The 23,048-nt window shown below is 67.9% G+C and carries 16 protein-coding genes and 1 rRNA gene; 5 read left to right on the plus strand and 12 right to left on the minus strand.

Translation table 11 applies throughout. The features are described 5' to 3' along the window. A 5S ribosomal RNA gene (rrf, locus tag ABD231_RS42270) occupies positions 1 to 65 on the plus strand; the annotation flags it as partial. Between the two features lie 67 nt (positions 66 to 132). Here the strand turns inward: rrf and ABD231_RS34410 are convergent. The 7 genes from ABD231_RS34410 to ABD231_RS34440 form a co-directional block, all read right to left on the minus strand. Beyond that, on the minus strand, positions 133 to 783 hold the full coding sequence (locus ABD231_RS34410) for a hypothetical protein (RefSeq protein WP_344161734.1): 651 nt from the start codon (positions 781 to 783) through the stop codon (positions 133 to 135). 198 nt (positions 784 to 981) lie between these two features. After that, entirely contained in the window at positions 982 to 2,802 is a 1,821-nt protein-coding gene (locus tag ABD231_RS34415) for a glycoside hydrolase family 76 protein (RefSeq protein ID WP_344161737.1), read from the minus strand. 1 nt (position 2,803) lies between these two features. Continuing rightward, entirely contained in the window at positions 2,804 to 5,545 is a 2,742-nt protein-coding gene (locus ABD231_RS34420) for an AbfB domain-containing protein (RefSeq protein ID WP_344161740.1), read from the minus strand. Between the two features lie 108 nt (positions 5,546 to 5,653). Continuing rightward, positions 5,654 to 8,770 (minus strand): coiled-coil domain-containing protein, encoded by a 3,117-nt coding sequence (locus ABD231_RS34425; RefSeq protein WP_344161743.1) that lies wholly within the window; start codon positions 8,768 to 8,770, stop codon positions 5,654 to 5,656. Next, entirely contained in the window at positions 8,767 to 9,444 is a 678-nt protein-coding gene (locus tag ABD231_RS34430) for a hypothetical protein (RefSeq protein ID WP_344161745.1), read from the minus strand. Before ABD231_RS34430 ends, ABD231_RS34425 begins: the two co-directional genes overlap by 4 nt. After that, complete coding sequence (locus ABD231_RS34435; RefSeq protein ID WP_344161748.1) at positions 9,437 to 10,051, minus strand: hypothetical protein; 615 nt, start codon at positions 10,049 to 10,051, stop codon at positions 9,437 to 9,439. The genes ABD231_RS34430 and ABD231_RS34435 overlap by 8 nt, the downstream gene beginning before the upstream one ends. Next, positions 10,048 to 11,238 (minus strand): hypothetical protein, encoded by a 1,191-nt coding sequence (locus tag ABD231_RS34440; protein WP_344161751.1) that lies wholly within the window; start codon positions 11,236 to 11,238, stop codon positions 10,048 to 10,050. The genes ABD231_RS34435 and ABD231_RS34440 overlap by 4 nt, the downstream gene beginning before the upstream one ends. A gap of 265 nt (positions 11,239 to 11,503) precedes the next feature. Here ABD231_RS34440 and ABD231_RS34445 point away from each other — a divergent pair, with 265 nt between their 5' ends. Beyond that, the gene (locus tag ABD231_RS34445; protein WP_344161754.1) at positions 11,504 to 12,301 is read left to right on the plus strand and encodes a TrmH family RNA methyltransferase; all 798 of its coding nucleotides are present in this window, start codon (positions 11,504 to 11,506) and stop codon (positions 12,299 to 12,301) included. A 39-nt stretch (positions 12,302 to 12,340) separates the two neighbouring features. Then, positions 12,341 to 13,321: a GDSL-type esterase/lipase family protein gene (locus ABD231_RS34450; RefSeq protein WP_344161757.1), complete on the plus strand. Its 981-nt coding sequence runs from the start codon at positions 12,341 to 12,343 to the stop codon at positions 13,319 to 13,321. Positions 13,322 to 13,836: 515 nt separating this feature from the next. Here ABD231_RS34450 and ABD231_RS34455 read toward each other — a convergent pair. From ABD231_RS34455 to ABD231_RS34465, 3 genes are read right to left on the minus strand one after another with little or no spacing between them, the layout of a single operon-like run. Next, positions 13,837 to 14,844, minus strand: coding sequence for a hypothetical protein (locus ABD231_RS34455; RefSeq protein WP_344161760.1), 1,008 nt, complete (start codon positions 14,842 to 14,844; stop codon positions 13,837 to 13,839). 10 nt (positions 14,845 to 14,854) lie between these two features. Then, positions 14,855 to 16,069: an SWIM zinc finger family protein gene (locus ABD231_RS34460; RefSeq protein WP_344161763.1), complete on the minus strand. Its 1,215-nt coding sequence runs from the start codon at positions 16,067 to 16,069 to the stop codon at positions 14,855 to 14,857. Further along, positions 16,066 to 18,849, minus strand: a complete 2,784-nt coding sequence (locus ABD231_RS34465; RefSeq protein ID WP_344161766.1) for a DEAD/DEAH box helicase — start codon at positions 18,847 to 18,849, stop codon at positions 16,066 to 16,068. Before ABD231_RS34465 ends, ABD231_RS34460 begins: the two co-directional genes overlap by 4 nt. A 135-nt stretch (positions 18,850 to 18,984) precedes the next feature. On the opposite strand from ABD231_RS34465, the gene ABD231_RS34470 reads away from it, so the two are divergent. Continuing rightward, positions 18,985 to 19,959 carry a zinc-binding dehydrogenase gene (locus tag ABD231_RS34470; protein ID WP_344161769.1) on the plus strand — a complete coding sequence of 325 codons (975 nt, stop codon included), beginning with the start codon at positions 18,985 to 18,987 and terminating at the stop codon, positions 19,957 to 19,959. Positions 19,960 to 19,962: 3 nt separating this feature from the next. On the opposite strand, the gene ABD231_RS34475 is transcribed toward ABD231_RS34470, so the two are convergent. Beyond that, the gene (locus ABD231_RS34475) at positions 19,963 to 21,294 is read right to left on the minus strand and encodes a GGDEF domain-containing protein (protein WP_344161772.1); all 1,332 of its coding nucleotides are present in this window, start codon (positions 21,292 to 21,294) and stop codon (positions 19,963 to 19,965) included. 120 nt (positions 21,295 to 21,414) lie between these two features. Here ABD231_RS34475 and ABD231_RS34480 point away from each other — a divergent pair, with 120 nt between their 5' ends. Continuing rightward, entirely contained in the window at positions 21,415 to 21,612 is a 198-nt protein-coding gene (locus ABD231_RS34480) for a DEAD/DEAH box helicase (RefSeq protein ID WP_344161775.1), read from the plus strand. Positions 21,613 to 21,728: 116 nt separating this feature from the next. On the opposite strand, the gene ABD231_RS34485 is transcribed toward ABD231_RS34480, so the two are convergent. Then, positions 21,729 to 22,973: an MFS transporter gene (locus ABD231_RS34485; RefSeq protein WP_344161778.1), complete on the minus strand. Its 1,245-nt coding sequence runs from the start codon at positions 22,971 to 22,973 to the stop codon at positions 21,729 to 21,731. Positions 22,974 to 23,048: the final 75 nt, after the last annotated feature.

Here is a 23,048-nt window from a genome sequence, read left to right on the forward strand (position 1 = left end):
TTAAGCCCTTCAGCGCCGATGGTACTGCGACCGGGAGGTCGTGGGAGAGTAGGACGCCGCCGGACTTTCACACTGTTAAGGGCCACCCCACTCGGGGTGGCCCTTAACATATGTCCAGGCACAAAAAGCAGATCAGCCTTCCGGGGCGATGCCCACCAACGCGGCCGCCGCACAGATGTGCACCGGCGTGAGGTCAGCCGGCGACACCGGCGCCTGAAGCAGCGTGCCACGCTCGAACGGCGTGAGCTGGATGTCGATGCCGTGCGCGCCGGCCACCATGCCGCGGACGTACGTGAGCCACCCCATCATCGGGATCCCCCGGCGGAAGACACCCGCAGCAGCCGCGAGCTCGGTATCGGCGATGCTGGCCCACTCCGGCTCCCAGATCGACACAACCGCACGCAGGACCTGCGCGAAACGGTCCGACTGCACGAGCGCCTCATCGTCGCTCCAGTGCAGCGTGACCTGGTCTGAGACCGTCGTCAGCGTCCCGCCCATCGACAGATCGAACAACCACGGCAGCTCACCAGTGCTCTGGAGATGCAGCCGCGTCGTACTGGAGCCATTGGCGAGCACCTTCGTGGTCGCCTCGACCATCTCCTCGAGTGGAATCGAACCATCCGCCTCGAGGACGTGGTACCCCCACCGCTCGTCCTGCGTCCAGGCATGGACGTCAGGGAACGCCACGGCGACAGCCGTCAGCGTGCGGTCCACCCGTAGTGCGCGTTGCTCTACGGTCTCGTCACGGTGAGCCCACTGAGCGCGTAGCAGCCATGATGCCATCACGCCCTCCGATCGTGAGCCGGCCGATCCTGCGCAGCAGACGGTACGCCGGTGTCCGGATGGTTGGCCAGAGTTCCGCCGACCCGGCGTGCAGAGCCCGTGCGGTTCTCTGGAAGTTCCACCCGACCAGTCTGCGGCACCGGTGGTTCGGAGGTGACCACCGGGGTCCGGTTTTAGTAAACAAGCATCCGAAGTACCTCAGCTCTTCGGGGTCGCCGCGAGCAGTCCACCAAGCCCACTGGCCTGCGTCCGCCAATCCCGTACGCCGCCCGCGGCCCACCGCTGCCCGAGCCGGTTGAGGCTGTCGCGGTCGTTCTGCCAGATCGAGTCGGCCTGCCGCTGAGCGTAGGTCTTGTACGACGCATCGCCCGTACTGTCGGCCAGATCCATCAGGTACCGCATGAAGATTCCCTTGAACTGCTTCTGGTTGTCATCACAGTTGCCTGCGGCATCACACGACTCCGTCAGGATCCCGCCCGGGCTCAGCAACGTCGACGACATCGCCGCATCACCCAGCTGCCGAGCCTTCGCCAGTACGGCGGCATCCCCGGTCGCGCGCCACAATTCGAGCGCCCCGCCGATCGCCAGCCCCTGGTTGTACGTCCACACGGCCTGACCGTTGTTGGTGCACGACCCCGTCAGCCCGTCGTTCACCAGGCCGGCGGAGTTGATCATCCCGCTGTTCGTGAACCAGTTCCAGCTGGTCGTGGCTCGCTGCAGCCAGACCGAGTCGCCGGGCAGCCGGTTGTGCAGTGCGGCCGTCATCCGGATGTAGAGCCCGATCGTGACCGCGTTCTTGTACGTGCGCTCGCGGTCCCACCAGACACCGCCCCCACACGAACCGGTGTCCCAGTACCCGTGCACGTAGTTGGCGATCGTCACCGCCATATCCAGGTACTTCCGCTCGCCGGTCAGGTCATACGCCTGGATCCATGCGATCGCCCACCACTCGGTGTCGTCGATCGCCCGGCTGATGAAGTTGCCCTCCAGCGCGTCGCCGCTCTTCACCCCGGCCGGAAACACACCCTTGTTCTTGTCGAACATCTCGTTGACCATCCAGCGCAGATCGGTACGCCGGGTCCGCTGCTGATAGTCCATGACAGTGGTCAGTGCGACCGCCGAGTTCCACCAGCTCGACAACCACCAGGCGGTATTGGGCTGGTAGGAGTACATCAGCGCGTCGGCTGCTGCGGATGCCCGGTCCGAGGCGGGCCGGGCCCACGCCGTACAGGCTCCGTTTTGGCCTTCGACTGCGCGGCCGCAGGCGCGGACGGCGCCGCCGTACAGCTTGGAGCGCGGATCGGCGGTGGCGTAGAGCTTGGTCTGGGCCGCGGCAGATCCGGAGCCAACCCCAACGCGGCCGAGGGAGGAGCCGCCGGGCCAGGACGCGCCTTCGTTCCAGGAGCGGTCGAGCCAGACTTCGTCGCCGGCGCGGCCGGTGTCGATCGTGCCCCAGGCCATCCCGCGGTTGTCGATGTGCAGTGCGATCCGGCGGCCGGACAGTGATGCCGACGGGACCGGCTGGTTGTCGCCGGACGGTCCGTTGCTGCCGTCGCAAGCCGCAGCGCAGACGGCCGAGTACACCCAGGCGGTGCAGTCGACCCCGGCCGCGTCGCCGCAGGCCCGAATCATCCCACGGCGGTGGCCGCCCGGATCGGCCAGGTTGTACATGAGCGTGCGGGTGCCGGTCCAGCCGCTGGGGATAGAGGCCTTGCCGAGCAGGCCCTCCCAGGTCGCACCGCCGTCCCAGCTGCGATCCAGCCACACCGCGTCGTTGGTGACGCCGTTGTCGATGCTGCCCCAGGCCATCGAGTCCTTGTCGGACACGTGCAGTACGACGCGGCGTCCGTTGATGACCTTCTCCGGCACTGGGAAGGTCTCCTCCTGCGCCCGTGACGGATCGAGCGTGTCACACGACACCGAACAGACCTGCGCCAGTGGAACGGCCTCGGCCTGGGCGGAAGTCGGTACGGCGAGCGTCGTACCCAGCAACGCCAGTACGACGAGCAGCGAGCGCATGTCAGCCTCCTAGTCCGGACTGGTCTGTCCAGGTCGCGTCGGCGTTGTAGCTGCCGCCACCGTCCCACGCGTTCGGTCCACTGACCGTGGCGATGTACACCAGCTCACTGGCATGCCGCACGTAGTAGGACGGGTAGTTGATCGACTGCAGCGACACGTTCCCAGCCCCACCAGCCAGCGGCGGCTGCGCACAGAACGTCGCATCCCGCCGGAAGGTGTCACTGCCATCGCTAGTCGCCTTCTGCAGCCGGTAGTTGCTGTGCCGCAGGTACTGGCCAGGGAAGTTCACCGACTCGAGCGAATAGCAGGTGCTCTCCGCCAGACCAGCCCGTACGACGAAGGTCGCGTCCTGCCGGTCCGCGAGCGCGGATCCGGCGTCGACGACATCTGTCCGGGCAAGGCTGTCGCGGTGTCGCAGTACTCGGTTCGTGTAGCCGGGGGTCGTCACTCGGAACGTACGGGCCTGACCGATGCTCACCGAGGCACCGCTCTTCCACCACGCCGGTACGAGGTTCCAGGTCGAGTCATCGCGGAACGACCCACCGGTGTCGCCGTCGATCCACACCTCCGAGTTCCGGTGCCGCAGGTACTGACCCGGTCGAGCCGCGGACTCCAGCGACGTACCGCCGCCGCTCAGCCCCGGGCGGGCGCAGAAGGTGGCATCGGCCGCGAAGGTGCCGCCGGTGTTGGCCTCCTTGTAGACCCGCTGGTCCCGCTGCCGCAGGTACTGACCGGGGAAGTTTCGCGACTCGAACGAGAAGCAGCTCCCATTGGACAGCCCGGAGCGGACCCAGAACGTGGCGTCCTGCTTCAAGCCCTGACTGCTCCCACCATCGACTACCTCGGTGTTCGCCACTCCATCGATATGGCGGAGGTAGCGGTTGGTGTAGTTCGGCGTCGTCACCCGGAACGACACCAGCTTCCCGGTCGGCAGCGCGGTACCGTTCGCGGCCGCGAGGACCTGTTGATGGACGGCGCGCACCCGGGCGAAGTCCATCTTCTGCACCTGGCGGTCGTAGGTGAAGAAGCCGTTGATCTCGTCCTCGACATCGGTCGGCTCGGTGTAGACCGAACCCGACAATCCGGAGCCGTTGATCAGATCCGGCAGTTGACTGGTGATCTGCACGTATCGACTCGTCAACGCATCGCTGGTCGGCAGCATCTCGTAGGCGAAGCTGTTGCCACTGGGCCACTCGTGACCGGGGACATGCAGGCCCAGCCCGCCGTACTCACCGAGCTGCAGCACCCGGGTACTCGAAGGAGCGCGGGCGATCCCAGGACCGACGTACATGTGGTCGTCGATGATGTCGCCGTTGCCGGGATCCGGATCGGAGTCGCAGCAGTTGGATCCGGAGTTGTGGTTGACCAGCCGGGTCGGGTCGAGACTCTTCACCAGGTCGGCGATCCGGCCGGCCTGGAACTCGCCCCAGCCCTCGTTGAACGGGATCCACTGCACGATCGACGTGATCTGCTTGTGGTTGTCGATCATCCGGCGCAGCTCGGTTTCGTACCGCGCTTCACCGGTCGCCGAGGCGTTGCGGCCGGCCACCAGCGACGGCATGTCCTGCCACACCATCAGACCGAGTTTGTCCGCCCAGTAGAACCAGCGGGCCGACTCGACCTTGATGTGTTTGCGGACCATGTTGAAGCCGAGCGACTTCTGCTGTTCCAGATCGAAGCGCAGCGCCGCATCGGTCGGCGCTGTGTAGAGACCGTCCGGCCAGTAGCCCTGGTCGAGGGTGCCGAGCTGGTAGACGAACTTGCCGTTCAGCGTCGGCCGCAGGAAGCCGCCGATCATCGCCTTGCCGACCGACCGCATGCCGAAGTACCCACCGACGGAATCGCTCCCGAGCGTGACGCGCAGGTCGTAGAGGAACGGATCGTCGGGCGACCACAACCGGGCGTTCGGCACCGGCACCCGGAACGACGTACCGCTGACGCCGGTCGCCTCACCGACGACCTGACCGCCGGACAGCACTTGCGCGCGGACGGGTTGCCCAGCCGATGAAGCCTGTACGGCGAGGTCGAGCCCGCCTGCGGTGACGTTCGGGGTCGTGTCGAGCCGCTTGATCCAAGTCGCCTCGGTCGGTTCGAGCCAGACGGTCTGCCAGATACCGGACGACGGGGTGTACCAGATGCCACCGCGGTTGAGCCGCTGCTTGCCGGACGGAATGTCCTCGGCGTCGACCGGCGCCCAGACGCCGACGATGATCTCGTTGCTCCCCGCGCGAAGCGCCGAGGTGATGTCGTACGAGAACGCGTCGTACCCACCCTCGTGTGTACCGAGCAGGACGCCGTTCACCCAGACCTTGGACTGCCACATGACCGCGCCGAAGTTCAGCTGCACGTGCCGACCGGACCAGCCGGCCGGGACGGTGAAGTTCCGCTTGTAGTACATGCGGTTCTCGTGCCGCATGATGCCGGACAATGCCGACTCGATCGGGTACGGCACCAGCACTTCCTCGGCGAGCGTGCCGCCGATCGGCGGGGTGTTGAGGTTGCTGGTCGGGGCGAACTGCCAGACGCCGTTGAGGCTCTGCCACTCGGTCCGGGTCAGCTGCGGCCGCGGGTACTCCGGGAGCGGGTTGGTCACCGACACCTGGTTGGTCCATGGCGTGGTCAACGGTGGCGGCTTCGGCGCGAAGGCATCGGCCGGGGCCGCCACCAGGGCAGCGCTGAGGATCGCGAGAACGATCAGCAGAGTGAGCCGTAGGGAGGCATGACGAAGCAGGCCGGAGGTCATCTGTAGTCTCCTCGGGGCGGTAGGAGAGAGCGCTCTCACCCGTCAGTATGGAGACTCAGCCGACTAAATCAAGACTCTGGATGATTGTTTCTGTCGGAAAGCGTTTGTCTACGTCAGAGTCGGCGAAGCCAGCTCGAGCGTCGGCGTCTTGCCCCGGTAGGACTCGAGCCACGACCGCAGCAGTTCGACCCGAGCGGCGTACTCCTCGTTGCCCTTCACGACCGGCGCCTGGTTGTAGGCCATCGTGTCCGAGCTTCGGCGCAGCTTGACGTACAGCCTCGACGACGCGAGGGCGTAGCGCTCCATGTCGTCCTGCAGTGCGCCGATGACCGTGATGTTGCGGTCGCGACCGATCTGCTCGAAGAGCGCCACGGCTTCCCGGCGGTGCTGCGAACCCAGGTTGCGGCCGAGCTCGTCCAGGATCAGCAGCAGCGGCCGGTCGGATCCGCCGGCCAGCGCGGCGGCACAGACCAGCTTCACTGCCTTCTCGTCCATCTGCGCGGTGTTGCCCTTGACGTTGAACGCCGAGAACGGCCCGCCCTCCGAACGTCGCCACTTCGGGGTGACCGTCCATCGCCACGGCTTGTCGGGCTCGGCGGGCGGATCCGGTTCGGGGAACTCGAGCTTCGCGCCATACCCGCCGTACTGCTGGTCGAGGCGGTCGAACTCCTGCGACACCAGGCGAAGCCGAGCTTTGATGCCGTCGGCAAGGGATGCGCGGTGGGCGCGGGCCGTGCTCTCGGCCTCGCCAAGACCCTCGCGGGCCCGCTCCAGAGCGGCGTTGCGCTCGGCGCGCTGGTTGGCGATCTGCTGTTGCTGCAGGCTGTCGAATGTCTCGTGCTGAGCGAGGTGACTGCTCAGCGTCCGCTGCAACGCCGGGACCAGGCCGACGCGCGCGCCGAGTGTCCCGCCCGTCCAACCGTCCGGACCGTTGAGGATCTCCCAGAGCTCGGCCGGGATCTCCTCGCGGGAGCGGGCGTTCGGGAAACAGCGGCGGATCACGTCGTCGAGCTGGGTGCAGGCGAGATGATTCCAGTCGGCCGTCGTACGGCGCTGGGCGTCGTCGGGCAGTGCGAGCAGGAACTCGTTGGCCTCAGCAGGCGTCGTGCCCCAGGCGGTGATCCGGGTGGTCAGGTCGAGCGCGGTCTGCTCCTCGAGCAGTCGCAGCCGACGCCCGGTCAGGTCGTCGAGGATCCGGTCGTGGTCGCGGCGGGTGGACTCGAGGTTCTTGAGTCGTTCGTCGCGGACCAGTTGCTGACCGGCCGCAGCCTCGGCGGATTCCTTGGCTGCTTGGAGTTGCGGGGCGAGCGAGTCGCGATCGTTCTCGTGACGGTCGATCGTTTCGCGCAGCTCGAGGATCTGCTCCTGCACCGATTCGGCGTCGGCGAGCGCCCGGGCGGCCGCCGTACGGCGCTCTGCTTGGTCGACGCGGGCGCGAGCCTGCTCGAGTGCCGTGGATGCTGCGGCGCGTGCTTCCGCCGCGGCTTCGACCCGACGGCGAGCCGCCTCGATGCGTGCGGTCCGGCCGGTCAGCGGTTCGTCGAACTGGCCGACCGCGACGACACCGGCGACATCGTCGATGTTCTCCTTGGTGGCGCGCTCGGCCAGCGTCGAGAAGAAGGTGTCGAGGCTGAAGCGTTTGTCGGCAGAGGTCGGAACACCCTTAGCACCCTTGGAGCCGGGCCGATTCGCCAGCACCAGAAGGAATCCGGCGTACCCGGCGTCGGCCAGCGCTGCCGAAGCGACGGCCGCATCACCGGCGTCGATGACAACAGCCTCCCGGTACGGCGCCAGTCGCGGCTCCCACTCGGATCGCGCCGACGCGGGCAGGTCGGTGATGTCGGTGAGCGCGCCGCATTCGAGTCCGGCGTTCTCCAGGACCTGTTGCTGTGCAGCGGAAACGGTCTGGCCGCTCTCCGCTTCACCCAGCTCGGCGGTCGCGACATCGACCGCGGACCGGGCCGCATGGTCGCGCCCGATGTGCTCCTCCAGCGCCTCGCGCGCCTCGGTCTGCTCCTCACCGGCCGCAGCCAGATCGCGGCCGTCCGCGGAGCGGCCGGCGTCGAGCAGCCGGCGATGCTCCTGCCCGAGTCGCTCCAGCTGCTCACGCACGGAACGCTGCGCCAGGTCGAGATCGCGGTCCCGCGCATCCAGCTTGTCCCGCTCCTGGCGAGTCAGCTGAACATCGCGGAGCAGCACCTCTTCGTTGCCAAAGGCATCGATCGCGGCATCGACCGCCTCCCGGCGCGCTTCCTGTTCGGCGACCCGCTCGTCGAGCTCACCGAGCTCATGCAGGATCTCGCCGTTGCGGGCGTCACCGTCGATCAGGTGCCGCGCGTTGCGCGCCTGCCATGACTCCTTCGCCGCGGCCAGCGCATCGCGAGCCGCACCTCGCTGCAGGATGCCGGCCTCGACCGCGGCCATCTCCTGCTCCCAGCGCTGCAGGTCGGCTGTCGCCTGCTTGGTCGCCTCGCGCTGCGTGTGCTCGGCAGATCGATGCGCCTGCTCCTGCTCGAGCTCGTGATCGAGACCGGTGAGAGTGGCGATCGCGTTGAAGATCCGGGCCGGGCCGAGCTCGTTCAGCGGTTCGGCGAGCAGGTTCGCAGTCGGGCTGGAACGAACCGAGGTCGACAGGAACGAGACGCAGCGGACCTGGCCGCCGTACAGGACGGTCGAAAGCTTGTTGGCGTGGAAGTCCGTGCGGCCGTTGGAGTGCGGGAGCGCGGCCCACAACGCGTCGGCCCCGGCAGCACGCTCGGCCTCGGTCGCGCCGTACGGGACGTGCAGGCCGTTCTTCCAGCGCAGATCGAGGTACGACGCCTTGCGGTTGATGCGGATCCAGACGGTGATCGCGGCCGCCTCGATCTCGTCGAGCTCGGTCAGGTCGGGGTCGGAGAAGACACCGACGATGTAGCCGCGGTCGACGTTCGACCAGTTGCCCTCCTGGCCGGCCGCCTCCGCAGTGAACAGGAGCTCGGCCGCACCGGGCGCACCGCTGGTCAGCCGCCACTGGTCGTCGGCGTGCAGCAGACTGAGCGCGGCGATCCAGGACGACTTGCCGGCGCCGTTCGAGTCGGTCGGGCCTTGGCCGGCGACCGTCACGAGACCCTGGCCGACCATCGGAATCGGGTGCGTGGATAGCCGGGACAGGTCGACGACCTGGACACCGAGCAGCACCTTCGACCCGAGGATGTCGAACGGACCGTCCTCCACCGTGCTGCTCATGCGACTCCTTCTTCTAGTTCCGTACTGCTCGATGCTGTCGCCGTTCCGTTGCGGGCCCGGATGGCTTCGGCGATCGGACTGGCCGGGGCGGCGGCCAGGATGAGTTGGTCCTGTAGCCGGCGCCGGGCCGTGGGGGTCAGGCGTTGCAACTGCGGACCGGGGATGTAACTGGGACCACCGGAGTGGTCGCCGGACAGCTGAATCAGCCCGGCCGCCCGCAGCCGTTGCAGTGCGAGCCGTCGCTCTTCACCACTGATCTTGGTGGTCCGGAGCTCGTCGACCGTCGTCGGTCGGGCCGACTTCCAACTGTCGCCGGTCAGGATGCCTTCGCTGCGCGGGATCGCGACCGAGTGGATCAGCACGAGCACCAGTACGGCGCGGTCGACGACCGAGAGCGGTTGCCACCCCTGCGCGGTCAGAGCGGCGGCGATGTCATCGGCGTACCCAGACGTCCAATGCGTGCCATCGACCTGCACCAGCACCCGGCCGATCAGCTTCAGCATCTTCTGCACCTGCCGCCGCAGCGTCACGTCCCGCAGCCCGGCCAGCTGCACCTCAGCCACCGGATGCGCCGCATACTGCACCGCACTGAACGCCGCCAGCACCTCGTCCCGCGCCCGGTCGCTCAGATCCTGCAACAACGGATCGAACAACGCATGCTGCAGTTCACTCATCCGCAGCCTCCAGTACGTCGTGCGCTGGCAACGGCTCGGAAGGAGTGGTGGTGAGGACTGCTGGTGGTGGGTCGGGGAGGTGGCGACACAGGTCTCGAAGCATCGCCTGGTCCGCGGCGTTCCAATTGATCACGCGCGGTCCGAGACGAACCTCCGCGGCCTTCTCGTTCCAGCGGATCCAGTGCGTCGCGTGCAGGCGGCGCAGGCTGCCGATGATCAGGGTCAGGTCACTCGACTGCTCGGCCCGCCCCCGCATTCCGGCGTACACGGCTCGCACCTGGGTGAGCGTGCCGACCGCACCCGGCCAGGCCGAACCACTGCGGTCGGTCCAGCAGCAGGCGACCACGATCGACAGCACCCGGGCTGTCTCGTTGGGCTGCTCGACGGCGACCGGGGGAGTGCCCAGCTCATCCAGTACGGCGTGGCCCGCGCCCGAAGGCATTGTCGGCACCAGCCAAACCGTGGAACCGTCCGGCTCGGCCGCGCGGGTCAATCCGGCCACCGCCGGCGTATCCGGATCGACCGCGAGTGGACCGGCCGACTGCACCTTCGCCCACCACAGCGCGTTGTAGAGCCGTCGCTCGACGGCCTCAGACGGCGTACTCATCGACTGACCCTCCGGAACACGCCTTCGGTCGCCCACGGCGTCCCGGCCGCCGGATCAATCCGCATCCCGTCCGACCAAACCAGCTCGTAGTCCAGCTCATCGTGCAGATGTGCAGCCGTCAGCTCAGCCAGCACGCGGCGCGCGGTAACCCAGTCGCCCGCGTCGTCGACCACGTCGACGATGTCCACCGACGGCCGACCAGCCAGCACCCGCTCAGCCTCGGCACGCAATTCCTCGCGATCGGTCGCAGCGGCCGACTCGGGCGCGTCCACATCCGCGGTAGGCCGCGGCGGCGCCATCCTCGCCGTACCGGATCGGCGACCTGTCTCGACCGCCTCGACCATGGTCTGCGGTGAGAAGTCCGGTGCGGCCGCGTCGAACAGCAGACCGTCCAGCACTGCGGCCAGCACATCCGGCTCGCTACCGCGGGTGAACGTCACCCAGGTCTCGATTGGCAGCAGCCCGAGCGCACGCGTCGTACCGGCTCGCTCCACCAGACGGCCCGCGGCCAGCTGAACCGCATCGGCGTACGCGGCCAGCGACATCCGCAGCGCCGTGCACGCGCGGTGCAGCACCGGCCAGCGGCCGAGAACGATGCGGTGGACTGTCTCGGCCTGCTCGATCAGACGCTCGTTACCCCAGGCGAGCTGTGCATTCTCGCGGAGCTGGGCGCTGGTGCTCGTCGCGACCAGGATCGCCAGCTCGTTACCGAGTAGCCGGAAGACCTTGGTGAGGCGCTCGATCGAAGCGAGCCCGTCGTCCTCCGTCGACTTCGGGTCGCTGACGCTGTGTGCCTCCAGAGTGAGCAGCTGGTGGAGCTCTGCCTGACCGCCCTGCACCGACATCCGCCGCAGGAACATCAACATCACGTACGGCGCGAAGGCCGCCCGGTGGCGCAATTCGTTCGGACGGTCGACCAGCTTGGTGATCGCGCCGTACTGCCGGAGCACCTCGAAGCGGCGGACGATCACGTCGTGCGGGTAGGCGCGGCAGGCCAATGTCGCCTGCTCAACGGTCAGCCCGTCGCTCCCGGCCTCCGCGAACGCGTCCAGGATCGCCTGATCGGCGTCCAGCAACTCCGGATCGACGATCATCGCCCCGGCCTCGCGGGCGAGCACGGCGAACACCTGCCGGTAGACGCGCAGTACCGCCGCTTCGGCCTCCGCGTCCAGCAATGTCGCGTCCATGCTCACTCCTCCCGTGTGCCAGGGACTCTAGTCACGGACTCCGACAGACCAAAACCAGGCCCGCCGAGCCTGTGGAAAACCTGGTGACGACCGCGGCCGGCGCTGCCTACCATCGCGACTATGAGACAGCCTCACCGTGGCTGACGCGGTCCAGGTAGACCGCGTCCGAACCACAACGTCGCTTTAGTGACGTTCACACACCGGTGTGCGACCCGCGACAGGGTCCCCGGTGCGCTGCTCAGTTCTCCAGTACGGAGTCCCGCACATGACTGTGCACAATGCTGCGCCGACCGTTGGCGCCCAGCACCCAGCCGTCCGTGACCTGCTCACTGTCCGCAAGGACGCCGCTCCCGGCCGGATCCTCGTCGAAGGCGCGTGGGAACACGACCGCCTACTAGCCACCGACACCCAGCTCGAGGCGTTCTTCTGGTGCCCCGAAGCCGGTACGACGTACCCGGTCGACCAGATCGCCGAGCGTGCCGCTGCGGTCTACCGCATCTCGGCCAAGCTGCTCGGCCGGCTCTCCCGCAAGACCCGCTCGGACGGCCTGCTCTCGATCGCGCGGCTCCCGGTCTGGGATCCGCGCGCACTCCACTTCACTGCGGAGTCGCTTGTCCTCGTCGCGGACGGCGTCGAGTACGCCGGCAATCTCGGCACCCTGATCCGGACTGTCGACGCGGCCGATGCCGACTGCCTGATCCTGACCAGCAGGCGGGCCCGCCCGAGCCATCCAGCCGTGTACTCCGCCAGCCGGGGGACCATCCTGTCCACACCGGTCCTGGAGTTCGACGAGATCGGTTCCGCGGCCGGGTGGCTGCGAGAGCATGGTTTCCGCGTGCATCTGGCGGATCCGGCAGCGGCAGGCAGCTACCGCGAGACGCCGTACGACGGGCCGACGGCGTTCGTGGTCGGATCGGAGGGCTCGGGGCTTTCGGCGGAGTGGCATGCGCAGGGCTTCGGTGGTGTGTCGATCCCGATGCTCGGCCAGGCCGATTCGCTGAACGTCGCACTGTCCGCCGGGATCCTCCTGTTCGAGGCACGGGCCCACAAGAACGGGTGGTGAAAGAATGGCGGCCGCAACCGACTAACAGGGAGTTCAGACGTGCCGTTCGAGCCGGGTGAAGTTGTAGCCCCGTCAGACCCGCGGATCGTGCTGGAGGGGCAGTGGGGCCACCAGCCCGGTGTGGCGATCACCGTCAACTCCGGTTCGCGGCTGTCGTTCTCCTTCGCGGGGGAGCAGGTCCAACTGCTCTTCGACACCACCGGTCTGACGGTTGCACCGCACCTGTGGGTCACGCTCGACGACGATGAGCCGGTCCTGCACGTGATCGAGGACTCGGTCATCGAGCTGACCGCACCGACCGGCCGGCACAAGGTCGAGGTGGCGGTCAAGGACGTCAACGAGCACGCCAACCGGTGGAACCCGCCGTTCGAATGCGCAGTGGTCTTCGCCGGTCTGGTGCTCGACGTGAACTCCCGCCTGCGGCTCAGCGGCCGCCCCGACGGACCGCGGCTGGAGTTCTACGGCGACTCGATCACCCAGGGCGTGCGAGCGCTCAGCCCGGAGATCGAGTCGGAGGGTGTGGACGGTACGGCGTCCTACGCGTACCTGACCGCCCGCGCGTTCGGAGCGACGTCGTACCAGGTCGGTTTCGGCAGCCAAGGCATCGTGAAGCCGGGGAACGGCGAGGTGCCGTCGGGGCTGGACTCCTTCGGCTGGAACTTCGCCGGCTCGCCCGCCTCGCGGGTCGAGGCGCCTGACGTGGTCGTGGTCAACCTCGCGGTGAACGACGAGACGCTGACGCCGGAGCAGTACGCCGAGTACGTCGGCCGCGTGCGATCGGCGTACCCAACGACGACGGTCGTCGCGCTCACCCCGTTCAACGGCAAGCACGCGGACACGATCGCCTCCGCGGTCAAGACGCTCGACGATCTGAACGTCGTACTGATCGACTCGACCGGCTGGATCACCGAGGCCGACTGCACCGACAACATCCACCCGTCGGTCGCCGGTCACCGCAAGATCGCCGACCAGCTGATCCCGGCACTCGCAGCCAGCACCTCGCTCCACCTACCCGCCTAAGGAGTCGGGAGGAGAGCTCTTCTCGGCGCCCGCCTCCTGGCCCGAGCCTTTCCCCACGAACCCCACCCCACCGACGACCCCTGGCTCAACCTCCGCTGGCTCACCGGCCGAACCGAGATCCCCGGCACCCCGAACCCAGCCACCTGGCGCTGGCGCCCCACCCCACTGAACGAACCCTGGGACCGCGCCCCACAGCCCGCCCCCATGCCCATCACCCCACTGAACCGTCGGTAAGAACACGTACTAGTCCCCACAAAGCGTGGTCGCCGCCGCCTTTCACGCCTAAAATCCGAACTGACGGCGCACCACTACATGTCGTTCCCGACAGTCACCACCTGCATCGACCGCCGACAAGTGGGTACCGACGCCATCAGCGGATCCGGCGGGTGGCCGAGCCGCAGGTAAGCAGGAGCATCACAGTCACGACGGCAATGCCGACTCGTGGCGAGGGTTTTACAGCAGAGCGCGGCTGGACCCACTCCTCACCACCCGCCGGATCACCGCCGTACCGGTTGTCACCGCTGGATCCCGGTCGAGCCGCGACCCTGGTCACGCGCACCGGCAGCACGTTCGCCTGCCGAGGCCGATCGTTCCTGGCCCGCCGTCGGGCCTCCTGAGATCACCCGCATCTCATCGCGCATCGTGTCGCGGAAACCCTGCTGGTCGCGAACCATGGCATCCAGATCCACGCCCTGCGGCACAACAGGAGCGGCGTCGAACACCCGGGCATGCGCCGCCGCCACGAACACACGCATGGTTGCGTCCGTCCCACGCCGGAACTCCGGCCCCTGGAACAGGCAGTACGTCGCGTCCGCGAATGCCTGGCGATTCTCCGGATCATGAGGATCCAGGCCACCGGCCTCAGCCCGCTTGGTCTCCAGTCCGGCCAGCTGCTCGAACGCCGCGCGCCGCAGTACCTCTCGATCCCCCTGCGAGGCAGTGACCGTAATCGTCTCGTCGTGCGCAACAGCAGGAGCCGCAGCGGCCATCTCCTCCGTACTACGGCCGAACACATCCGCCGCCTGCTCACCGAGCGACTCGGTCCGCATCAACAGATTCCCGTTGACCGTGCGCCCGTCAGGCAGCGCGACCTGATGCTGCACCCGGTCCGCAGACCCGGAGAACTGTTCCAGCGCGACCCGCTCCATCTTGGTCAGCGCCCGATGCGCCGGCGACCCGCTCTCACGACCAGCGACCGATGGACTGAGCCGATAAGACATCGACCCCTCGCCGATCGGCGTACGAATCGTCTCCGCATTCGACGAAGGCCGAGTCACCCGCCCCTCAACAGCCAACCGATACCGCCACTCGGCCAACTGCCGATACAAACCCTCGAACGCCGCAGCCCGATCCCCAACCGTCGAAGCCGACGCGAGCCGCTCACCCAGCGACTCAAGCGCCCCATTCGCCGCCTCCGCCTGAACCGCCGCAAACCGGTCGAGCTGATCCCACTGCGCAGGGTTGTTGGTCGTCTTCACCAAGTCAGGCGTAGGAAAACTCGACGCCGAAATCCGCACGGTCACACCCGCGAAATTACCAACCCACCAGGTCTTGAGGATTGGGCGATGGTGGGCGGGCGAGGGTCCAGTCGCCGAAGTGTTGGTCGAAGCGGTACCAGAGGTTGTCGGGGCCGAGGCGGAGCTGGAGTTTGCCGGCGGTGACGCGGTTGCCTTCGAGAGTCGCCTTCGGTAGGAGGGCGGCGGCTTCGGCGAGGGCGTCGGGGTCCGCGTCCGCGGGCGTAGCGAGAGTCGCCGACAAACCACCTGCCCCACCAAGGCGCCAAGCGGCGGCCCAGCTGGTCAGCTGACGAGCTGGTACGCCGGACCTGTGCGCCAGCTCGGCCAATTCCGCCGTACCGACTCCCGCGGCTCGACGGGCAAGGTCCTGGTCAAAGGTCAGCTCGGACCCACCATCACCCGAGGCCAACTCCCAAGCCCGCTGCGCAGCATCGGTCGCCAACGCAACGAGATCCCGTACGTCGACCTCCGATGCCCGAGGTGGATCCAGCGCCTGCACCGCGGCCGGTGGTCGTGCTGACCGCAGCGGCCGAGGTACAACCGGCAGAACGCCGATCCGACCGGCGTAAGCATCGCGCGCCGGGATGCCCGGGGGAGCGGCCTTGACGACCGGCGCGGTGTCGGAGGTCCCGCGGCGAGCGCGGAGGGCCGCCAGCAGATCGTCCTTGGAGCGACCGCGAAGCAGCAACAACGAGAACGGGTCGCTGTCGAGAGCATCGGTGATCACATAGCAAACGGCCGCCGAGTGTTTGCACGGTACGGCGAAGTCGGGGCAGTTGCAGTTCGTTCGGATCTCGCCCGCGCCAGGCAACAGATCCAGCCCGGCCGCACGGACGTCATCAACCACCTCAGGCGGCAGCTCCCCGTCCAGCAGCGCCGCCACACGCCCGATCTGAGCCGACACCACGTCAAGCACGGCATCCCACTCAGTGTTCGAGAACGCCTGGACCCGCACAGCCACCTGGTACGGCGTAGTCCTGCTGCCCTGCACAACAGCGTCGACCTCGCCAGGCGTCACCGTCAGCTCCAGCACGCTCCCGCGACGCGCATACGAACGCCCGCGCGCCAGCCGGTTTGGATCCAGCCGCGCCCGTTGTTCCAACGCCTCCAACCACGCGCGCCCCCACCAGGTCGCACCGAACGGCCGCCGACTCCCTGGCCCCCGAGCCGCCGGAAGTCCCGCATCGTCACCCTTGTCACGCCACCCCTGCCAGGGCACCCGCTCGTTCAAAGCGCCCTCCCCACCGCAGAAGGGTTGTACGCACTCGCCGAACCCGACCGAGCCGGTCCGGTCGACAGCTCGACGAGTTCGCTCAGCTCCGCATCGGACAGCTCACTCAGCCACGCCTCACCCGAACCAACCACCGCATCCGCCAGATCGCGCTTCGCTGCGATGACCGTGGCGATCCGATCCTCCAGCGTGTTCTCCGTGACGAGGCGATGCACCTGCACCGGCCGGTCCTGCCCGATCCGGTACGCACGGTCGGTCGCCTGATCTTCGACCGCCGGATTCCACCAGCGGTCGTAGTGCACGACATGTGTCGCCTGCGTCAGCGTCAGCCCGACACCGCCCGCCTTGAGCGAGAGCAGGAACACCGGAGACTCACCAGCCTGGAACTGCTCGACCATCTGCTCCCGTTTGCGCACCCCGATTCCGCCGTGCAGGAACAGCGACTGCACACCACGTGTCGCCAGATGCGCCTCGATCAGCCGGCACATCTCGACGTACTGGCTGAAGATCAGCACCGATTCGCCTTCGGCCAGGATCACGTCGAGCAGTTCGTCAAGCGCAGCCAACTTCCCGGACCGCCGCTCCAGCGGACCCGGCTGATGCAGGAACTGCGCCGGGTGATTGCAGATCTGCTTGAGCTGCGTCAGCAGACTCAACACGAGCCCGCGCCGCTCGATACCTTCCGCAGCCTCGATCTTGGCCAGCGTCTCTTTCGCGACCGCCTGATAGAGCGTCGCCTGCTCCACCGTCAGCGGTACGACGAGGTCGTGCTCGGTCTTCGGCGGTAGCTCCGGCGCGATCCCCGGATCGATCTTGCGCCGCCGCAACAGGAACGGCCGGGTGATCCGCGCCAGCCGGGCCGTCGCCTCCTCGTCGTGATACCGCTCGACCGGTACGGCGATGTCCTGCCGGAAGCGCTCGAGTGAGCCGAGCAACCCCGGCGCGGCCCAGTCGAGGATCGACCACAACTCGGACAACCGGTTCTCCACCGGCGTCCCGGTCAACGCGATCCTGGTTGCCGATGGCAACGTTCGCAACGCACGAGCCGTCCGGGACAGTGGATTCTTGGCGTGCTGCGCCTCATCCGCAACGGCCAGCCCCCACTGCACTTCGCCGAGCACCCGATGGTCCTGGCGGACAACGCCGTACGTCGTCAGCACCACCTCGTCCGGCGCGATGTCGCTCAAGGTCCGCCCCGCCCCGTGGAATCGGCGAGTCGGCACATCCGGAGCGAACCGCGCGAACTCCCGCTCCCACGTGCCGAGCAACGTCGACGGGCACACCACGAGCGTCGGCCCACGCCCGCGCCGCAGCAGATGCAACGCGATGACCTGGATCGTCTTGCCCAACCCCATGTCGTCGGCGAGACATCCACCGAGCCCGAGGTCGGTCAGCTGCGCCATCCAAGCCACACCGCGCCGCTGATAGTCCCGCAGTGTCGCCTGCAACCCCGCCGGCTCCGCGGACACCGGTGTCTCTTCACTCGACCGAAGCCGAGCCAGCATCTCCGCCAGCGAGCCGTCCGCGTCGAACGCGACCAGCTCACCACCGACCTCGATAGTCCCGGTCAGCGCAGCCGCCAGCGCCTCAGCACCGGTCAGCTTGTGCGTCCCGCCGCGGCGCAGTTTCCGAACCAGGTCGTGGTCGACGCGCACCCAGCGCCCACGCATCCGGATCATCGGCCGCTTCGCCTCGGCGAGCGCAGCCACCTCCTGCTCGCTGAGCTCCTGCCCGTCCAGCGTCGGCTGCCAACGGAACGCGACCAGCTCGGTCAGGCTGAAGTCCGGACCGGTCACTGCCCCCGGCGTCGGTGTCCCGGCCGTCCCGCGCACAGCAAGCTCACCCGCGAAGAGCTCAGCCGGCCACAGCACCTCGATACCAGCGCCCTCCAGCGCCGTACTGCCCTCGGCCAACTCCTCAAGCGCCTCGTCATCGACCTCAACCGCAGCCGGCGCCGCGTCCCGCAACGCAGCCGACAGCGGCGGCCACACCCGCGCACCACGCCGCAGTGCCAGCAACAGGTCGGTCTCCGCCCGCTCACCGAGCGCCGCCAGCACTGCCGCCGGTGCGGTCCACACGTCGGCCACATCGACCAGCAGGCTCGGGTCAAGCTCACTCCGCAGCTGCAGCACAGCCTGGAAGTCCAACCCCTCCAGCGCAGGCGGCTCGATCCGCAACACCAGACGGGCCCCAGCGTCCTCGCTCTGTGCAGTCTCGGCGAGCCACGCGGTCGGCCCGGTCACCGCGACCGGCTCCACCGCCGCGAACGCCGCGGCACCAGCACGTACGGCGACGGCAGCGGCAGGCGTCCGCACCAGCGTGTCCGCGATCGCATCCCAGAACTCCCGAACCAGTTGCTCCGGATCGACCAACCGCACCGGCCGCGTCCCCTCGACCGGCAACGCATGCCCGTACGGCGGCATCGCGGCGACCAGTTGCTTCAGCCAGCCGCGGTCGAGCGGATCCAGCGGCGCGACCCGCCAACCGCCGTACCCACTCGGGGTGAGATCCGGCACGAGCCGTCCTCGCGCGATCAACCCCAGACCGGCCAAGGCAGCAGCCCGCCAGGCCTCCCAACTCGCGGCGCCCTGCACCGGCGACGATGCCAGCGCGAGCGCCTCCGAGATGCTCAGCAGTCGCGCCGGAACAGTCCCCCGCCGAACCTGCGATCCCTGTGGGAGCACGAGTGTGACGCTCTCGTCGGCCGCGTCGAGCTCGCCGTACAACGCCAAGCGGCCCGCACGCGGCGGGTCGGCTGGGATGAAGACGGCGTCGAACATGCCCTGCAGAGTACGCCGGACCCCGGACAACTTTCGCGTCGCCGGATCCGGCCTGTGGACAACTTCGGATCGGCTTGACCTCAACCGTGGTTCAGGAAGAAGGCTGGAGGCACTCTCGACGACGAAGGAGCAGGAATGCGTGCAGCAGTGGTGACCGAGTTCGGCGAACCCTCGGTGATCCGGATCCAGGAGTGGCCCGACCCGGTCCCGGCCGACGGGCAGGTCCTGGTCGAGGTCGAGGTGGCCGACATGATCTTCGTCGAGACAGCGATTCGCCGTGGCCTGCACGGCGGGTTCTTCGACGTGAAACCGCCGTACGTGCCGGGCAGCCGGTTCGGTGGCCGAGTGCGGGCGACCGGGCCCGGCGTACCGGAGACGTGGGTCGGTAAGACCGTCATCGGACGCGGTGTGGACTTCGGTGCGCATGCCGAGCTCGTACTCGCGACAGTCGACACCCTGACCGAGGTACCTGACGGTCTGAATCTGGAGACCGTGGTCGCAGTATCCGGAGACGGCTTCACGACGCTCCTGCTTGAGCAGTTGGCGCCGGACTTGCAGGGCAAGGACGTGCTGATCACGGCGTCAGCCGGAGGCATGGGACTGCTACTGATCCAGCTGGCCCATCGTGCTGGGGCACATGTCATCGCCGCGGCGCGTGGGCAGGCCAAGCTGGACCTCAGCAAGGCACAGGGCGCGGATGTGGTGATCGACTACTCAGAGCCGGGCTGGGAGAAGGCTGTACTTGAAGCAACCGGCAACCGCGGAGCTGACGTGGTCTTCGAAGGCGCTGGCGGCGAGCTGGGCGCGACAGCCTTCGGCGTGGTCAAGGACGGCGGCTGGTTCTCGGCGCACGGTGCGCCGAGTGGCGGGTTCGCTGCCTACGACCCGGCCGATGCGGAGCGTCGGGGGATCACGGTGAAGGGGATCGCCGACCTGCGCGTCGACATCATCTCCACGCCCGTGACCGACGCGCTCGTACTGCAGCGGGCCGCAGCCGGTGACCTGGTGCCAGTGGTCGATCGGGTCTTCAATCTGGACCAGGTGGCTGAGGCACACACCGCCATCGAGCAGCGCGCACTGCTCGGCAAGGCCCTGATCAGAGTGCGCTGACCCTCAGTCGACCGGCTGGTCGGCGTGGTCAGTGACAGCAGGTGGGTTCGGTCGGGCCGCGACAATGCGGTTCCGGCCGTCCCGCTTCGCACTGAGCAGTGCGTTGTCGGCCGCGAGCACCAGCTGATCCATGGTGTTCGCGACGTCCGGGTACACCGCCGTACCGATAGACGCCGGTACGCCGCTGATCAGCGCGGTCTCATCGGCCGTCGTGTCGACCGACACGGTCAACGTGCTCAGGCGGTCGCGAATCCGCTCCGCAACCTCCAGCACCTCGGTCTCCGACGCGCCGGGCAGTAGTACTGCCAGCTCGTCGCCACCGACACGTGCCACCAGATCGCCCTGCCTGACCTCGGCACGCACGCTCTGACCAACCGCCTTCAAAGCTTGGTCCCCGGCCGGGTGGCCGTAGGTGTCGTTGATCTCCTTGAACTTGTCCAGGTCGAGCATCAACAGACCCACCGTGCTGCGCAGCGTCTCCGCACGCGCCAGCTCCACCGGCACTGCGTTCGCCCAGTACGCCGGAGTGGCGAGACCGGTCTTCACATCGGTCCCAGCAGCGCGCTGGAACTGCGGTAGCAGCAGATCGCGGTGCAGAGTCAGCACCGTCACCATCAGGATCGGCACGACCCACGGGTACGACGCCTGGAGCGCACCCACCGCCACACCGAGACCCAGACCCGCGACCACCACCAGCTGATCGGAGAGGTCACCCAGCGCACCACGTGCAGTGGCGTCGGGGGAGGACAGCAGAATCGCGCCGATCACCAGCGCGAAGTTCACCAGCCACCACGTGGTCGCCGCACCCAGCACCACCAGCAGGGAGAACGGGCCGGTCGGCACCCGCGGCTCCGCGATCAGACCGCCCCCACGCAGTACGGCGGCGGCCGCAGCGCTGGCCAGGATGAACGTGCTCGCGGAGAACACCTTGCGGTGCGCGATGGTCCGTCCGTAGACGCGGATCCAGGAATACCCGTACGAGACGACGATCAGGGCGATCACCAGGCTCAGCGGGAGCAGCAGCAGGCCGGCGAACACCCACAGGCTCTTCAAGTTCGTGTATGGCGAACTGTTAGCTGCCATCTCGCGTCGCCGCTCGATTCCGCGGGCAGACTCCAGATGCAGGACCGAGGCGGCCGCGAGCACTGCGAACGCGGCCCACTCGGAGGGCCTGACGCCGGTACGGGCACCGGAGATCGTCGAGGCCAGAGCCAAGGCGGTGATCGTGACTGCGACAGCGTCGACACCGAGCACATAGCTCAGCGCCGGACGTGGCAACGACCAGAGCTTCCATCGGCGGGGTGGCACCCACTTGCTCCGACCGATCAGAATCATGGTGGCCTCACACGGATAGACCTGAGCGGTTATTCCTGAATAGTAACTGCCTGTTCACGCGAGGTCATCCCGGCCCGCGCGTTATTCCATCTGGCGGATGGCGAAGGAAGGATCCCCACCATGTCCAAGATCAGCACCGGCAACGAGTGGTTCAGCGGCTCCAGCAAGCGTTCGACCGGCGGCGGCAACGAGTGGCTGCACGGCGGGAACGAGTGGTTCCACGGCGGAAACGAGTGGTTCACGCAGAGTGGCAACGAGTGGCTGAACCGGCCGGCCGGGGGCGGCAACGAATGGTTCACCAACGGTAACGAATGGTGATCCACGAGACCTCCCGAGAATTTCTTTACCGATAATTTACCGAGGGCTGTCCGGAGGTAATTCCCTGAATCTCCGGCCGGCTTGCGAGCAGTCGTGCGCAGAACGCGAGCAGAAAGTCATGCGGGGCTCGTTCCCGCGACTTCGGGCCCGGGGCGGCGGGCACGTGACCAGGCGGCGCCCGCCGCCACGGCGGCACACAGTCCCACGGTGCCCATCACCCCCAGGGCAAACGACGGGGACGAACCCTCGGCGACCAGGCCGGCCAGCAGGATCCCCAGGCCCTGACTGCCCTTGAGAGCCGTGCTGGCGACTCCGAACGCCTGACCGCGCTGTGAGTCCGGCACAGCCTGGACGAACGCCGCACTGGTCGGCAGGTGGTACGCGGATGCCATCCCGGAGATCCCCCACAGCAACAGTGTGGGCACCAGACCCGGTGTAAGGAAGCACAGAGCCAGTGGGATGCAAGCAAGCGCGGCCAACGGCCCCAGCAGTCGCATGCGACGTTCTGGCGGCCAGAGCGTAATCAGCCACATCCCGGCGACCGCACCGGCCGGACTGGCCGCAAGCAGGAGCCCTGCCGCGGTCGGCCCCTGGCCGATCTCATGTGCGTAGGGGATCGCCAGACCCTCCACGGTCACGTAGAACCCGGCGATGGTGGCCAAAATGACCAGCGTCCGGAGCTTCGGCGTACGGGCAACCAGTGAGAGGCCCGCGGACAGGTCTTTGAAGTAGCTGCGACGTGGCGCATCAGTGCCACCCGTCGGAGCGGGTCTGCGATGGACTCCGACGGCGAGTAGCGCCGCGGACAGCAGGAAGGTGGCCGAGTCGAGCAGGAGGCCGCCGGACGTGCCGACAGCCACCACGATCGCGCCACCGGCGCCGAAGCCGAGCACCTGACTGAACTGCACGACCATGTCGTTGGCGGCCTTGCCGAGGACATAGTGATCCCCAGGCAGTACGGCGGGCAGTGTCGCCGCGCGAGCCGCGTTGAACGGCGACCCGAACGCCTGGAGTCCGAGCAGGAGCAGGATCACCGCGAGCAGTGGGAGACCCTCGATCGCCATAGCAGCAACGAGAATCGCCCTGGCCAGATCGGTGAGGATCATCACCGAACGCCGCGGGTAGCGATCCGCGAAGCCGGCCAGCAGCGGACCGAACAGCAGATCGGGGATGTAGGTCAGCGCATACGTCAGCGCGGTCAGCCCGGCCGACTCCGTCCGGTCGAAGACCAGCACCGCCAGCGCGACGCGCGCGAGCTGGTCACCGGCGACGGACAGCACCCCGGCCACGAACAACGCGCGGAACTCGGCATGTCCGAAGACATCCCGCCAGCGCGCACGCTCGACCACCCCACCCTCCATGAGAGCAGTTTTCACCACTATCCGTAGTCCCACACCTTCCCCGCGTGATCGGAAGGGTTTCCCTGCGCGAAAGGG

Source organism: Kribbella yunnanensis (genome assembly GCF_039529655.1).
GTDB lineage: Bacteria > Actinomycetota > Actinomycetes > Propionibacteriales > Kribbellaceae > Kribbella > Kribbella yunnanensis.

Excerpts from the sequence above, each read along its gene's own strand:
- ABD231_RS34410 (WP_344161734.1), bottom strand. The coding sequence starts at position 783 with ATGGCATCATGGCTGCTACGCGCTCAGTGGGCTCACCGTGACGAGACC.
- ABD231_RS34415 (WP_344161737.1), bottom strand. The coding sequence starts at position 2,802 with ATGCGCTCGCTGCTCGTCGTACTGGCGTTGCTGGGTACGACGCTCGCC.
- ABD231_RS34420 (WP_344161740.1), bottom strand. The coding sequence starts at position 5,545 with ATGACCTCCGGCCTGCTTCGTCATGCCTCCCTACGGCTCACTCTGCTG.
- ABD231_RS34425 (WP_344161743.1), bottom strand. The coding sequence starts at position 8,770 with ATGAGCAGCACGGTGGAGGACGGTCCGTTCGACATCCTCGGGTCGAAG.
- ABD231_RS34430 (WP_344161745.1), bottom strand. The coding sequence starts at position 9,444 with ATGAGTGAACTGCAGCATGCGTTGTTCGATCCGTTGTTGCAGGATCTG.
- ABD231_RS34435 (WP_344161748.1), bottom strand. The coding sequence starts at position 10,051 with ATGAGTACGCCGTCTGAGGCCGTCGAGCGACGGCTCTACAACGCGCTG.
- ABD231_RS34440 (WP_344161751.1), bottom strand. The coding sequence starts at position 11,238 with ATGGACGCGACATTGCTGGACGCGGAGGCCGAAGCGGCGGTACTGCGC.
- ABD231_RS34445 (WP_344161754.1), top strand. The coding sequence starts at position 11,504 with ATGACTGTGCACAATGCTGCGCCGACCGTTGGCGCCCAGCACCCAGCC.
- ABD231_RS34465 (WP_344161766.1), bottom strand. The coding sequence starts at position 18,849 with ATGTTCGACGCCGTCTTCATCCCAGCCGACCCGCCGCGTGCGGGCCGC.
- ABD231_RS34470 (WP_344161769.1), top strand. The coding sequence starts at position 18,985 with ATGCGTGCAGCAGTGGTGACCGAGTTCGGCGAACCCTCGGTGATCCGG.
- ABD231_RS34475 (WP_344161772.1), bottom strand. The coding sequence starts at position 21,294 with ATGATTCTGATCGGTCGGAGCAAGTGGGTGCCACCCCGCCGATGGAAG.
- ABD231_RS34480 (WP_344161775.1), top strand. The coding sequence starts at position 21,415 with ATGTCCAAGATCAGCACCGGCAACGAGTGGTTCAGCGGCTCCAGCAAG.
- ABD231_RS34485 (WP_344161778.1), bottom strand. The coding sequence starts at position 22,973 with ATGGAGGGTGGGGTGGTCGAGCGTGCGCGCTGGCGGGATGTCTTCGGA.